This window comes from Xanthomonas sp. NCPPB 3569 (assembly GCF_041475645.2).
GTDB classification, from domain to species: Bacteria; Pseudomonadota; Gammaproteobacteria; order Xanthomonadales; family Xanthomonadaceae; genus Xanthomonas; species Xanthomonas phaseoli.
The window spans coordinates 1,193,219-1,207,022 of the sequence record NZ_CM192969.1; the positions used below are offsets into that span (position 1 = coordinate 1,193,219).

The 13,804-nt window shown below is 65.6% G+C and carries 12 protein-coding genes and 4 tRNA genes; 12 read left to right on the top strand and 4 right to left on the bottom strand.

Annotation, left to right across the window (positions count from 1 at the left end; genetic code table 11):
- Window positions 1-14 precede the first annotated feature (14 nt).
- The 4 genes from moaB to hemA all read right to left on the bottom strand — a co-directional run bounded on the left by moaB (window position 15) and on the right by hemA (window position 5,062).
- Window positions 15-533 carry a molybdenum cofactor biosynthesis protein B gene (gene moaB, locus ACCQ03_RS05050; protein ID WP_057678919.1) on the bottom strand — a complete coding sequence of 173 codons (519 nt, stop codon included), beginning with the start codon at window positions 531-533 and terminating at the stop codon, window positions 15-17.
- A 464-nt stretch (window positions 534-997) separates the two neighbouring features.
- Window positions 998-2,704, bottom strand: a complete 1,707-nt coding sequence (locus tag ACCQ03_RS05055; RefSeq protein ID WP_057678920.1) for an O-linked N-acetylglucosamine transferase, SPINDLY family protein — start codon at window positions 2,702-2,704, stop codon at window positions 998-1,000.
- On the bottom strand, window positions 2,701-3,786 hold the full coding sequence (prfA, locus tag ACCQ03_RS05060) for a peptide chain release factor 1 (protein WP_017155005.1): 1,086 nt from the start codon (window positions 3,784-3,786) through the stop codon (window positions 2,701-2,703). The genes ACCQ03_RS05055 and prfA overlap by 4 nt, the downstream gene beginning before the upstream one ends.
- On the bottom strand, window positions 3,764-5,062 hold the full coding sequence (gene hemA, locus ACCQ03_RS05065) for a glutamyl-tRNA reductase (protein ID WP_057662692.1): 1,299 nt from the start codon (window positions 5,060-5,062) through the stop codon (window positions 3,764-3,766). The genes prfA and hemA overlap by 23 nt, the downstream gene beginning before the upstream one ends.
- Window positions 5,063-5,127: 65 nt before the next feature.
- Between hemA and ACCQ03_RS05070 the strand changes: the two genes are divergently transcribed.
- The 12 genes from ACCQ03_RS05070 to tuf all read left to right on the top strand — a co-directional run bounded on the left by ACCQ03_RS05070 (window position 5,128) and on the right by tuf (window position 13,774).
- Window positions 5,128-6,816 carry a tetratricopeptide repeat protein gene (locus ACCQ03_RS05070; RefSeq protein WP_057678922.1) on the top strand — a complete coding sequence of 563 codons (1,689 nt, stop codon included), beginning with the start codon at window positions 5,128-5,130 and terminating at the stop codon, window positions 6,814-6,816.
- Window positions 6,813-7,466: a lipoprotein insertase outer membrane protein LolB gene (gene lolB / locus ACCQ03_RS05075; protein ID WP_057678923.1), complete on the top strand. Its 654-nt coding sequence runs from the start codon at window positions 6,813-6,815 to the stop codon at window positions 7,464-7,466. Before ACCQ03_RS05070 ends, lolB begins: the two co-directional genes overlap by 4 nt.
- Window positions 7,448-8,335 carry a 4-(cytidine 5'-diphospho)-2-C-methyl-D-erythritol kinase gene (gene ispE / locus ACCQ03_RS05080; RefSeq protein WP_057678924.1) on the top strand — a complete coding sequence of 296 codons (888 nt, stop codon included), beginning with the start codon at window positions 7,448-7,450 and terminating at the stop codon, window positions 8,333-8,335. The genes lolB and ispE overlap by 19 nt, the downstream gene beginning before the upstream one ends.
- Before the next feature lie 3 nt (window positions 8,336-8,338).
- Window positions 8,339-8,415 (top strand) — tRNA-Gln (locus ACCQ03_RS05085).
- A 165-nt stretch (window positions 8,416-8,580) separates the two neighbouring features.
- The gene (locus ACCQ03_RS05090; RefSeq protein ID WP_003486761.1) at window positions 8,581-9,540 is read left to right on the top strand and encodes a ribose-phosphate diphosphokinase; all 960 of its coding nucleotides are present in this window, start codon (window positions 8,581-8,583) and stop codon (window positions 9,538-9,540) included.
- Between the two features lie 107 nt (window positions 9,541-9,647).
- The gene (locus ACCQ03_RS05095; protein WP_017155010.1) at window positions 9,648-10,283 is read left to right on the top strand and encodes a 50S ribosomal protein L25/general stress protein Ctc; all 636 of its coding nucleotides are present in this window, start codon (window positions 9,648-9,650) and stop codon (window positions 10,281-10,283) included.
- A gap of 51 nt (window positions 10,284-10,334) precedes the next feature.
- Window positions 10,335-10,919: an aminoacyl-tRNA hydrolase gene (gene pth / locus ACCQ03_RS05100; RefSeq protein ID WP_041019062.1), complete on the top strand. Its 585-nt coding sequence runs from the start codon at window positions 10,335-10,337 to the stop codon at window positions 10,917-10,919.
- A gap of 74 nt (window positions 10,920-10,993) precedes the next feature.
- Window positions 10,994-12,085 (top strand): redox-regulated ATPase YchF, encoded by a 1,092-nt coding sequence (gene ychF, locus ACCQ03_RS05105; protein ID WP_041019061.1) that lies wholly within the window; start codon window positions 10,994-10,996, stop codon window positions 12,083-12,085.
- Window positions 12,086-12,239: 154 nt separating this feature from the next.
- A tRNA-Tyr gene (locus ACCQ03_RS05110) sits at window positions 12,240-12,325 on the top strand.
- Between the two features lie 29 nt (window positions 12,326-12,354).
- Window positions 12,355-12,428: transfer RNA gene (locus tag ACCQ03_RS05115), tRNA-Gly, on the top strand.
- A gap of 33 nt (window positions 12,429-12,461) precedes the next feature.
- Window positions 12,462-12,537 (top strand) — tRNA-Thr (locus ACCQ03_RS05120).
- Window positions 12,538-12,583: 46 nt separating this feature from the next.
- On the top strand, window positions 12,584-13,774 hold the full coding sequence (gene tuf / locus ACCQ03_RS05125; RefSeq protein ID WP_003486726.1) for an elongation factor Tu: 1,191 nt from the start codon (window positions 12,584-12,586) through the stop codon (window positions 13,772-13,774).
- Window positions 13,775-13,804: the final 30 nt, after the last annotated feature.

The window sequence follows — 13,804 nt, forward strand, 5'->3', positions numbered from 1 at the left end:
GGAAAGCGCGCAGGCTATTGCCCCAGGCGTGGACGCAATGTCGCCAGATTGCACGGCTTGGTGCGGGCATCCAGCTGCGCACGCACGATCTTTTCCCAGGCCGTGCGGCAGGCCGAGGTGGAGCCGGGCAGGCAGAACACGAAGCTGTGATTGGCCAGCCCGGCAAAGGCGCGCGACTGCAGCGAGGAGGTGCCGATTTCTTCCACGCTGATCGCGCGGAACATCTCCCCGAAGCCAGGCATGAGCTTGTCCAGCAACGGAGTGATCGCTTCCGGGGTACTGTCGCGCCCCGTGAAGCCGGTGCCACCGGTGATCAGGATGCCGTCGACCTGCGCATCGGCAATCCAGTTCGACACGATCGCACGCATGCGGTAACGGTCGTCCGGGCACAGTGCACGTTCGTGCAGCACGTGGCCTTCGTGGGTGAGGGCATCGGCCAGGTAATCGCCGGAGCGGTCATCGGCCAGGGTGCGGCTGTCGGACACGGTCAGCACGCACAGGCGCAGGGGAATGAATTCGGGAATGGAAGGCATGCGTGCAGCCTAGCGAGCGTGGACGGCCGGGTACAGCGTTATGGTGTGAAGTTGCATGAACCGGGTGACTAAAGGGTGTTGGCTAACGCGTCGCTGTTAGCCCCTCTTCCTGCGAAAGAGGGGTTGGGGTGAGGGTACGGTTGACCGATACCACCGCCGGAGCCGCATGCTCATTCGGCGCTACGCGCTACCTTCGCCTCCGCATGAAGGAGGGCAATGTCCCGACGGGAGACGGCACTACAGCATCGATGCTTGTTCGCAGCGCTTGGCGGCGCCTTCCACCGCTCATCTCACGCAACACGTGGGTGCTGCACCCAACGACCGAGCCTGGAGCCGGCCAGCGAAACGACCGGGGGCGCCGGATGGTACGGCCGATGCCCGGAGACGCAGCCCATCGCTCGTCCACTCCAGCTTCGGCGCACCGGATGCCCGAGTAGCGACTGCTCGCGACAGCTGGCGGCGCTCTAAACCCCCAACCACCCGCTGCGCCGCGCAATACCACGCAGCAGCGCGGCCAGATCATCCGCAAACCCGTCCATATCGAAAACGCCGCTGCGCAGGCGTTGTTCCGCCACCCGAGCATGCACGCCACGCAATGCCTCTGCATCGCTCGCCAGTTCGATCGCCTTGGCCACAAACGCAGCGTCATCGGCAACATTCATGTCATCCAGCCCCAGATGATGATTCAGGCTGCCGGCCACACGCGCGGCAAACGTCTGCCCAGGCGTGGTCAAGACCGGGCAACCTGCCCATAACGCATCGGAGGCGGTGGTGTGCGCGTTGTACGGGTGCGTATCCAAAAACAGATCCGCGTGTCGATAGCGCGCCAGATACTGCCGGTGCGGCAGTTTGGGCATGAAGACCAAGCGCTGCGCATCCACGCCTTGTGCCTGCGCTGCTGCACGCAATCGCGCATCGGCCTGGCCCGGGCCGGACAGCAGCCACAGCACGCTGCCGGGCACCGCGCGCAACACCGCCAGCATGCGCGCCATGCTGCGTGGATTGAGCTTGTAACTGTTGTTGAAGCAGCACAGCACCACCGCATGCTCCGGCAGCCCGCACTGCACGCGCGATGGTGGTTCGTCCACCGTGCGCGAGGTGTCCGATGGCTGGAAGGCGCGCGGCAGGCGCAGCACCTGTTCGCTGTAGAACGGCTCCAGCGACGCCGGCAACGCAACGGCATCGCCAAGCACATAGTCCATCCACGGCGCGCCTGAGGTGCCCGGATACGCCAGCCAGTTGAGCTGTACCGGTGCCGGCCGCAATGCGAAGACTTCCGGTCGTCCGCCACCGCCCCAGCCACGCAGATCGAACAACAGATCGATGCCCTGGTCGCGGATATGGTGCGCAGTGGCCAGATGCCCCAGCGCAGTGACATCGTGCATGCGCGTTGCCTGCGCCAGGCGTGCGCGAATGTCGCTGCCATCGTCCGGGGTGGTTGCAAACAACTGCACCTGCAGGTCCGGTTGGCGTTGCTTCAATGCTTCGAACAAGGCCACCGTCAGCAAGCCCGTCGGGTGCGCACCAAAGCCGTTGGACACGAATCCGAGTTGCAGCGCGCCGTGGGTGCGCAGCGTTGCCGCTGGCAGCGGGCGCACGGAGGAGGCAACGACCTGCGCGCGGGTACGTGCGCACGCCAGTTGTTCCGCGGCGCTGGCGTCCTCGCTCAGGAACGCGAAAGGCTCCACGGCCGCCTGGCCTTGCGTCACTGCAGTGCGCACCTGTGCAGCCAGTGAGTCCAGCTCGCGCCAATCGCATAGGCGGCGCCGCCAGTTGAGCAATTGCGCGGTGATGTAGGGTTCGTCGGGCAATAGCCGATGGGCGCGCGTATAGGCGGCCGCGGCCTGTTCCGGTTGGCCTGCATCTTCGAGCGCGTGCCCAAGCCACAGGGCGATCCCTGGATGCTGCGGTACCAGGTCCGAGGCTTGCTGGAGCAGCGTGGCCGCTTCGGCATGGCGCTGTTGCGCCCAGCGCACCCGTCCCAGCCGCGCCACCGCTTCCGGATGGCCCGGATGCAACGCCAGCGCGCGCTGCACGGCTGTTTCGCCGGCAGCGGTGACGCCCATGCCCAGCTCGGCATCGGCCAGCATCAACCAGGCGACGAAATCGCCCGGCTGGCGTCGCACTTGCTCGCGCAGCTGCAGCAGCTCGCGCGGCACTTGCGCACTCACGGGCTATCGCTCAACCGTGCCAGTTCGTCGGCTTGATGTTCGTGCAGCAGCCGCCCGATCAATGCATCCAGGTCGCCTTCGATGATGTTGGGCAGGTCGTACAAGGTCAGCCCTTCGACGCGATGGTCGGTGATGCGACCCTGCGGAAAACTGTAGGTGCGGATGCGCTGGCTGCGGTCGCCGCTGCCCACCTGCAACTTGCGCGTCTGCGCTTCGGCCGCTGCCGCCTTGCTGCGTTCGGTGTCCAGCAGCTGCGCCTTCAACCGCTTCATCGCCTTGTCGCGATTGGCATGCTGGCTGCGCTCGGTCTGGCATTCCACCACCACCCCGCTGGGCACGTGGGTGATGCGGATCGCCGATTCGGTCTTGTTGACGTGCTGGCCGCCCGCACCGGACGAGCGAAACGTGTCCACCTTCAGATCGGCCGGATTGATCGTGATCTCTTCCACGTCGTCGGCTTCGGGAATGATCGCCACCGTGGCGGCCGAGGTGTGGATGCGGCCTTGCGATTCGGTTGCCGGCACGCGTTGCACCCGATGGGTGCCGGATTCGAATTTCAGGCGCGAATACGCGCCGCGCCCGACCACGCGCGCCACCACTTCCTTGTAGCCGCCGTGCTCGCCGGGGCTGTCCGATTCGATTTCCACCTTCCAGCCCTGGCGCTCTGCGTAGCGTGCGTACATGCGGAACAGGTCGCCGGCAAAGATCGCTGCCTCGTCACCGCCAGTGCCGGCGCGCACTTCCAGGAACAGGTTGCCGTCGTCGCGTGGGTCGCGCGGTACCAGCAGCGCGGCCAGCTGTGCATCGAGGTGTTCCAGGCGCGCCTGTGCAGCGGCCATTTCCTCTTCGGCCAGCTCGCGCATCTCCGGGTCGTTGCGCAGCGCCTCGGCCGTGGCCAGGTCGGCCTTGGCGCGCGCCTCCTCTTCCAGCGCCACCGCCACCGGCTCCAGTTGCGACAGTTCGCGCGAAAGCGTACGGAACGTGTCGTTGTTGCCCACCACATCGGGGTCGGAGAGCAGGTGCTGCAGTTCTTCGCGGCGCTCGGCCAGCGCTTCGAGCTTACGGCGCAGGGTCGGCGTCATCGGTCCTCACGATCGGGGTAGCTATGGGGGGATGTTGGTAACCCGGTTTTTCCGGAAACAGCCGGTCGGCCGCAGTGGTCAATTCCAGGTCGTTGTTGAGCGCCGCATCGCGTAGTGCGGCGGTGGGCGGATGCAGCAGGCGGTTGGTCAGCGCATGCGCCAGCTGCTCCAGCACTTCGTCGGCCGGTTTGCCGTTGTGCAACTGCTGGCGCGCCTTGGCCAGCAGCTCGTCGCGGGTGCTATCGCCGAAGGCGCGCAGCCGCTTGAGCGGTGCCTGGCGCGCGTTGGCCTGCAAGGTTTCGACATAGCGCGCCACTTGCAGGTCGATGATGGCTTCGGCCTGGTCGGCCGCTTCGCGGCGGCCACGGCGGTTGTCTTCGACCGCGCGTTCCAGGTCATCCACCGTGTACAGGTAGGCGTCGCTCAACTCACCCACCGAGGCCTCGATATCGCGCGGCACTGCCAGGTCGAACAGCAGCATCGGCTTGCGCTTGCGTGCGCGCAATGCCTGTTCCACCTGTGCGCGTGTCACCAGCGGCTCACGTGCAGCGGTGGCCGAAAACACCACATCCGCCTCGGCCAGGTGGCGTTCCAGATCGGTCAGCGGCAAGGCGAAGCCGCCGTGCTGGCTGGCGAGCGTCTGCGCGTGGGCGAGGGTGCGGTTGGCGATCAGCAGGCGGCGCACGCGGCCTTCGCTCAGATGCTTGGCCGCCAGTTCGATGGTTTCGCCGGCACCGATCAGCAACACCGTCGATTCGTTGAGCCGGGCAAACGAGTCTTGTGCCAACCGCACCGCCGTGGATGCGACCGACACCGGATTTGCGCCCACGCGGGTGTCGGTACGCGCGCGCTTGGCCACCGAAAAGGTCTGTTGGAACAGCCGGTCCAACCCGCTGCCCAGCGCGCCGTGCGCCCGCGCCACTGCCCAGGCGTCCTTCACCTGGCCGAGGATCTGGGGTTCTCCCAATACCATCGAATCCAGCCCGGTGGCGACGCGGAACAGGTGACGCACCGCCTCGGCTTCCTGGTGCTGGTACAGATAACCGCTCAGCCCGGGCGCGTGGGTTTCCAGCCAGGTGACCAGGCTGTGCGCCTCCTCGGCCATCGCATACAACTCGGTACGGTTGCAGGTGGACAGCAGCGCGGCCTCGCTTACCTGGGGCAGCGCACGCAGCGATTCGAGCGCGCGCGGCAGCGCATCACCTGCGAACGCCGCGCGTTCGCGCAGGTCCACAGGTGCGGTCTGGTGATTCAGTCCGAGCACCCACAACGTCATTGTTCAGTTGCTTGCGATAAGCTGGCGGCCATTCAGGGCCCCATTTTACGGCCCGGTTGCCCCCGATGCCTGTACCGATTCGCATCCTGTGTGTTCTTCTGCTGGTCGCAGTCTCCGCCAGTGCCACCGCAGCACCCAAGAAAGCACCGCCCGCTCCGCTCCCAAGCAGTGCCGGTACTTCGTCGCTGGAGCCGGTGCTGGCCGGCGAATTCGCCTTGCAGGCCGGGCAACTGGACGATGCCGCGCGCGCCTACCTGGACGCCGCCAAGGCCGAAGCCGGCGATGCCGGGCTGGCCGAGCGCGCCGCCCGCATCTCCATGTTGGCCAACGACGACCCGCGCGCGATCGAAGCGCTGGCGTTGTGGCGCGCCCGCGCGCCGTCGTCGATGTCCATGCGCAGCACCGAGGCCTCGCTGGCCCTGCGCCGCAACGACCTGCGCACCGCGCGCCGCGACCTGCTCGGCCTGCTCAAGGAGCCCGACCCGCGTGGCTGGCGCTTTGCGCTGATCGCCCTGGCCAACGGCGGCCGCGAGCCGGAAGCCTCGGCCGACGTGCTCGAAGACCTGGTCAAGGCCGGCGCCATCCCGAATCAGATCGAAGCCTGGCAGGAATTCGGTCGGCTCGCGCTGCGCATGGAGCGCCCCGCGCTGGCCAAGCGCATCGTCGACGAGGTGGTGCGCCGCTTCCCCGAAGAGCCGCGCGTGGCCTTGCTGCACGCCACCCAGTTGCAGCAGGAAGGCAAGAACGACGAAGCGCTGGCGCTGCTGAAGAATATCGAACCGCAGGCGGTCAAGGACTCCGAGCTGCGCGGCGCACTGGCGTTCGCCTACGACGCCATGGGCCAGACCGAAGCTGCGGCACGCGTGCTTTCGACCGGGCCGCAGGACACCCAGACCTATGGCTTGCGGGCCTCGATGCTGGCCAAGGAAAAAGACCGCAGCTCGCTGCAGGCGCTGTACGCCGAGCTCAAGAGCAACGCCACCAAGCCCGATCCGGACCGCCGTCTGCTGCTGGGCAAGATCGCCGAATTCCTCAAGCGCTACGACGAGGCGGTGGAGTGGTATCGCGGCGTGCCGGGTGGTCCGCAGCTCAGCGAGGCGCGTCTGCGCGCCGCCAGTGCCTTGTACGAACTGGGCCGCAAGCCCGAAGCGCTTGCCGAAGCCCGCGCCTTGCAGGGCGACGCCAGTGCCGACGATGACGCGCGCCGCGACGCCTACGTGCTCGAAGCCGAACTGCATCAGCGGGCCGACGATGCACCGGGCGAACTGGACGCCTTCGAACGTGGCCTGGCCGCCTACCCGGACGACAGCGCGTTGCTGTACGCCCGCGGGCTGGCCTGGGAGCGGCGCGACGATGTCCCGCGTGCCGAGGCCGATCTGCGCAAGATCCTGGTGACCGAACCGGAAAACGTCGCGGCCCTGAACGCGTTGGGCTATACCCTGGCCGACCGCACCACCCGCTACAAGGAAGCGTTGGCGCTGATCGATCGTGCCCGCACCGCCGACCCGGACAACCCGGCCATTGTCGACAGCTATGGCTGGGTGCTGTACCGGATGGGCCGCACCAAGGAAGCGCTGGTGCAGCTGCGTCGGGCCTGGGCGCTGGTCAAGGACCCGGAAATCGCGGCCCACGTGGGCGAAGTGCTGTGGGTCAGCGGCAAGCAGGATGAAGCGCGTCGCTACTTCGATGAAGCGCGCCGTCTCGACCCGGACAACCGTGCGCTGCAGCGCGCCGTGGAAAAGTTCGGGCTATGAGCAAGATGGTTCGAACGCTGGCCCTGGGCGGGCTGGTGCTGGTCGGCCTGTCGGCCTGCGTCAGCGTGCCGCGCGGGCAGGGCAGTGCGGCGGCCGTGGTCGATCATGTTTCCGACGGTGCGCGCCAGGCTGAAGCCGCTCGCCAGGCCTGGTTGCAGGTGCATCCCAACTGGTCCTTCCAGGGCCGGGTGGCGATCAGCAAGGACCGCGACGGCGGCAGCGGCCGCATCGATTGGCAGCAGGACGGCCCACGCTACCGCGTGCAACTCAGTGCGCCGGTCACCCGGCAAAGCTGGGTGCTCACCGGCGACACCACCAGCGGCGCCGGCCGGCTGGAAGGACTGGACGGCGGTCCGCGCAGTGGCCCCAATGCCGAGCAGGTGCTGCTGGAAGCAACCGGCTGGACTATCCCGGTCAACCAGATGCCGGACTGGGTGCGCGCGCTGCGCATCGCCGATGCGGCTGCCGCACGCGTCGATCTGGATGCGGCCGGGCGCCCGCGCACCGTGCAGCAGGACGGCTGGACCATCGATTTCCTGGCCTGGGCGCCGGCCGGCGTTGGCCAGCCCGAGCTGCCACAGCGGATCGAAGCCCGCAACGGCCAAGCAAAGGTGCGCCTGTTGGTCGACCAATGGACCGTATCGCCCTGATGGACGTGCCGGGAAGCGATTGGTTGGCGTGGCCCGCGCCGGCCAAGCTGAATCTGTTCCTGCAGATCACCGGGCGCCGTGCCGACGGCTACCACCTGCTGCAGACCGTGTTCCGGCTGCTGGACTGGGGGGACACCGTTCATCTTCGTGTGCGCCGCGACGGTCAGATCCGCCGCCTGGGCGAGAGTTTGCCCGGCGTTGCCGAAGACGATGACCTGGTGGTCCGCGCCGCGCGCCTGCTGCAATCGGCAACCAACGCCCAGGCGGGCGCGGAGATTCGGGTCGACAAGCGCATCCCGGCCGGCGGCGGTTTTGGCGGCGGCTCCTCGGACGCGGCGACCGTGCTGGTCGCGCTCAACGCCTTGTGGGGCCTGGGTCTGGCGGCCGATGCGCTGGCCGCGCTGGGCTTGCAGCTGGGCGCAGACGTGCCGGTCTTCGTGCGCGGCCGCAATGCCTGGGCCGAAGGCGTGGGCGAACAGCTGACCCCGATTTCCCTGCCGGAAGCGGCATATCTGCTGGTCGACCCTGGCATTCATGTGCCGACCCCGGCGTTATTTCGATCACAGGAATTGACGCGGGATGCTGCGCCCGCGAAAATAGCGGACTTCGCTTCCGGTTCCCTGCTCGACAATGCGTTCGAGCCGGTCCTGCGGCGCCGCGAACCCGCCGTCGAGGCGGTGTTCCAGGCGCTTTCCAGGGTCGGTACACCGCGTTTGACCGGGTCGGGAAGTGGTTGTTTCGTCGAGTTCGCCACGCGCGCTGCTGCAGAACAGGCGCTGGCGCAGTTGCCGGGCAGCCTGCGGGCGTGGGTGGTGGAGGGTGCAGTGCACTCGCCATTGCTCGACGCGCTGGACGCGACACAGGTTTGATGCAGGGGCGTCGCCAAGAGGCCCAAGGCACCAGGTTTTGATCCTGGCATTCGTAGGTTCGAATCCTACCGCCCCTGCCAGTTTGTCGAGAAAGGCAGGTCCGCCTGCATCAGGTTTCACTGCAGATCCTTTTGCAACACCTCGCGCATCCTTGCGCGGGAATCGAACGAAAGCCCGGCATTGGTTCGGCTTTGTCCTGCTCCACCATCGATCCGCACGCTCTTCGCCGCCGCCCGAGAGATCTCATGCAAGACCAACGTAATCTGCTGGTGTTCTCCGGCAATGCCAACAAGCCGCTTGCCCAGAGCATCTGCAAGGAACTGGGCGTTCGCATGGGCAAGGCGTTGGTCACGCGCTTTTCCGACGGCGAAGTGCAAGTGGAAATCGAAGAAAGCGTGCGTCGGCAGGAAGTGTTCGTCATCCAGCCCACCTGCGCGCCCAGCGCCGAAAACCTGATGGAACTGCTGGTGCTGATCGACGCGCTCAAGCGCGCCAGCGCCCAGTCGGTGACCGCGGTGATCCCGTATTTCGGTTATTCGCGCCAGGACCGTCGCATGCGCTCCTCGCGCGTGCCGATCACCGCCAAGGTGGCTGCCAAGATGATCTGCGCCATGGAGGCCGACCGCGTGCTGACGGTCGACCTGCACGCCGACCAGATCCAGGGCTTCTTCGATGTGCCGGTCGACAACGTCTATGCCTCGCCGCTGCTGCTGGCCGACATCTGGCGCGCCTACGGCACCGACAACCTGATCGTGGTGTCGCCGGACGTGGGCGGCGTGGTGCGCGCACGCGCCGTCGCCAAGCGCCTGGATGACGCCGATCTGGCCATCATCGACAAGCGCCGTCCGCGCGCCAACGTGGCCACCGTGATGAACATCATCGGCGACGTGCAGGGCAAGACCTGCGTGCTGGTCGACGACCTGGTCGATACCGCCGGTACCTTGTGCGCCGCTGCCGCAGCGCTGAAGCAGCGCGGCGCGCTCAAGGTCGTGGCCTACATCACCCACCCGGTGCTGTCGGGTCCGGCGGTGGACAACATCAACAATTCGCAGCTCGACGAGCTGGTGGTCACCGACACGATTCCGCTGAGCGAAGCGGCGCGCACCTGCGCCAAGATTCGTCAGTTGAGCGTGGCCGAGCTGCTGGCCGAGACCATCCGCCGTATCGCCTTCGGCGAATCGGTCAGCTCGCTCTACGTCGACTGATGCCCATTCGGTGCCCGGATTGCCGGGTGCCGCCACACGTCTCACCTGGTCGCGGGTGAGACGCTTCATCGCCGCGAGGCGGTGTTCCAACTAGGTAGTGAAATCCAATGGCAAAGACTCATGAAATCAAGGTCGAGCGCCGCGCTGACGAGGGGAAGGGTGCGAGCCGCCGCCTGCGTCACGCTGGCGTCATTCCGGCCATCGTGTACGGTGGCGAACTCGAGCCGGTCAGCATCCAGCTCAACCACGAGCAGATCTGGCTCGCCCAGCAGAACGAGTGGTTCTACTCGTCCATCCTGGACCTGAACCTCAATGGCGACGTGCAGCAGGTGCTGCTGCGCGACATGCAGCGCCATCCGTTCAAGCAGCTGATCATGCACATCGACTTCCAGCGCGTCAGCGCCAACGAGAAGCTCAGTGCTGCCGTGCCGCTGCACTTCATCAACGAAGCCAACTCGCCGGCCGGCAAGTCGAGCGAAGTGGTCGTCACCCACGAGCTCAACGAAGTGCAGGTGGTCTGCCTGCCGAAGGACCTGCCGGAGTTCATCGAAGTGGACCTCGGTGCACTGGAAGTGGGCAACGTGATCCACCTGTCCGAAATCAAGCTGCCGGCCGGTGTTGAAATTCCGGAGCTGAAGCTGGGCAAGGAGCACGACGTGGCAGTGGTTGCTGCCAAGCACGTGCGGATCGAAGAAGACGACGCTGCCGGCGAAGAAGGCAGCGAAGGCGCCGAGACCAAGTAATCCGTCGGCCGATCCCCTGCACTACGCGCGGGATCGGCTGCGGTCACTGGCATGTCTGCACTCCGCCTGATCGTCGGGCTCGGCAATCCGGGCCCGGAACACGCGCAAACCCGGCATAACGCCGGGTTTCGTTTCGTCGATGCCCTTATCGAGCGCAGTGGCGCCCGCTGGGCATTGGACAGCAAGTTGTTCGGCGAGACCGCCAAGGTCGAGATCGCCGGGCAGCCGGTCTGGCTGCTCAAGCCGGCCACCTTCATGAATCTCAGCGGCAAGTCGATCACCGCCGCATTGCGGTTCTGGAAGATCGAGCCCGAACACCTGCTCGTCGCCCATGACGAACTGGATCTGGCGCCCGGCACGGCACGGCTCAAGTTCGACGGCGGTCACGGCGGGCAAAACGGCTTGCGCGACACCATTCGCCTGCTCGGGCACGGCAAGTTTCACCGTCTGCGCGTCGGTATCGGTCATCCCGGTCACAAGGATCGCGTGGTGCCCTGGGTGCTGGGGCGGGCAGGGCGCGAGGACGATGCGGCGATCGGCGCTGCGGTGGATGCCGCCATCGACGTGCTGCCGCTGGCGATGGAAGGCAATTTCAACGAGGCGATGAAACGCCTGCATACCAGCAGGGATGCGTGATTGGGGATTGGGGATTCGTGGCCAGGTGGCATGACGAATCTCCAATCCCGAATCCCAAATCCCGGATGTGACCCATGGGTATCAAATGCGGCATCGTCGGCCTGCCCAACGTCGGCAAGTCGACCCTGTTCAACGCGCTGACCAAGGCGGGCATCGCTGCGGCCAATTTTCCGTTCTGCACCATCGAGCCGAACGTCGGCATCGTGCCGGTGCCCGATCCGCGCCTCAATCAGCTGGCTGACATCGTCAAGCCGCAAAAGCTGATTCCCACTGCGGTCGAGTTCGTCGATATCGCCGGCCTGGTGGCCGGTGCGGCGAGCGGCGAAGGCCTGGGCAACAAGTTCCTGGCCCACATCCGCGAAGTCGATGCGATCACCCACGTGGTGCGTTGCTTCGAGAACGACGACGTCATCCATGTCAACAACAAGGTCGACCCGATCGCCGATATCGAAACCATCGATACCGAGCTGGCGCTGGCCGATCTGGATAGCGTGGAAAAGGCCCTCAACCGTGCCGAACGCAGCGCCAAGGGCGGCGACAAGGATGCGGCGGCGCGCAAGCCGGTGCTGGCCAAGTTGCAGGCCGCGCTGGCCGACGGCAAGGCGGGTCGTGCCGCCGGTCTGGACGATGAAGAAAAGGCGCTGGTGCGCGATCTGTTCCTGCTGACGCTCAAGCCGGTGCTGTACATCGCCAACGTGCTGGAAGACGGCTTCGAGAACAATCCGCACCTGGATGCGGTGCGCGCGCATGCGGCTGTCGAAGGTGCCGAAGTGGTGCCGGTCTCGGCGGCCATCGAAGAAGAGCTGTCGCAGCTGGACGATGCCGATCGCGATAGTTTCCTGGCCGATCTCGGCCTGGAAGAGCCAGGTTTGAATCGTGTCATCCGTGCGGCCTACACACTGCTTGGCCTGCAAACGTATTTCACCGCAGGCGTCAAGGAAGTGCGCGCCTGGACGGTCAAGGCTGGTTCGACCGCGCCGCAGGCTGCTGCCGTGATCCATACCGATTTCGAAAAGGGCTTCATCCGCGCCGAGACGATCGGTTTCGACGACTTCATCAAATACCGCGGCGAAACCGGCGCCCGCGATGCCGGGCGTCTGCGTCTGGAAGGCAAGGAATACCGCGTCCAGGAAGGCGATGTGCTGCACTTCCGCTTCAACGTGTGATCGGCTGTGTGCGGCGCCTGACGCCGCGTGTGGTCAAGAGTGAAGAATTGCTCAAAATTTTTGTTGACACTGCATGCGTCCCACAACAAAATAACGGGCTGCTTCACCCCGAACCGAATTCGCCTCTCGGCGCACAGGTCCGGTAGTAAAAGCTGGAGGGATACCCAAGCGGCCAACGGGGGCAGACTGTAAATCTGCTGGCTTACGCCTTCGGTGGTTCGAATCCACCTCCCTCCACCAGTTTCACGTTGTGGCATGCAGTTCCCGGCGCGGGAGTAGTTCAACGGTAGAACCTCAGCCTTCCAAGCTGATGGTGCGGGTTCGATTCCCGTCTCCCGCTCCATTGAACGCAAATGCATGGCATAATGCAAAACTCGCTCACGTAGCTCAGTCGGTAGAGCACCTCCTTGGTAAGGAGGAGGTCGAAGGTTCGATTCCTTTCGTGAGCACCATTGCTCAATCGTCTTCAACTCCAAACGATTACCGAGACACGCACCCATGGCAAAAGCTAAATTCGAGCGCACCAAGCCGCACGTGAACGTCGGCACCATCGGTCACGTTGACCATGGCAAGACCACGTTGACCGCTGCGCTGACCAAGATCGGTGCCGAGCGTTTCGGTGGTGAGTTCAAGGCGTACGACGCGATCGACGCAGCGCCGGAAGAGAAGGCGCGCGGCATCACGATTTCGACCGCGCACGTCGAATATGAATCCCCGACCCGCCACTACGCGCACGTTGACTGCCCCGGCCACGCCGACTACGTCAAGAACATGATCACCGGTGCAGCGCAGATGGACGGCGCGATCCTGGTGTGCTCGGCCGCCGACGGCCCGATGCCGCAGACCCGCGAGCACATCCTGCTCTCGCGTCAGGTCGGTGTGCCGCACATCGTGGTGTTCCTGAACAAGGCCGACATGGTCGACGACGCCGAGCTGCTCGAGCTGGTCGAAATGGAAGTGCGCGAGCTGCTGAGCAAGTACGACTTCCCGGGCGATGACACCCCGATCATCCACGGTTCGGCGCGTCTGGCGCTGGACGGCGACCAGAGCGACATCGGCGTGCCGGCGATCCTGAAGCTGGTCGAGGCGCTGGATTCGTTCATTCCGGAGCCGACCCGCGACGTCGACCGTCCGTTCCTGATGCCGGTCGAAGACGTGTTCTCGATCTCCGGTCGCGGCACCGTGGTGACCGGTCGTATCGAGCGCGGCATCATCAAGGTCGGCGACGAAATCGAAATCGTCGGTATCCGCGACACCCAGAAGACCACCGTCACCGGCGTGGAAATGTTCCGCAAGCTGCTGGACCAGGGCCAGGCAGGCGACAACGCCGGTCTGCTGCTGCGCGGCACCAAGCGTGACGACGTCGAGCGCGGCCAGGTGCTGTGCAAGCCGGGTTCGATCAAGCCGCACACCGAGTTCGAAGCCGAAGTCTACGTGCTGTCCAAGGACGAGGGTGGCCGTCATACCCCGTTCTTCAAGGGCTACCGTCCGCAGTTCTACTTCCGCACCACCGACATCACTGGCGCCTGCCAGCTGCCGGAAGGCGTGGAGATGGTGATGCCGGGCGACAACGTGAAGATGGTCGTGACCCTGATCAACCCGGTCGCGATGGACGAAGGTCTGCGCTTCGCCATCCGTGAAGGCGGCCGTACCGTCGGCGCCGGCGTGGTTGCCAAGATCATCAAGTAAGCGCCTGTATCCAGCTGCCTGTTGGCGGCT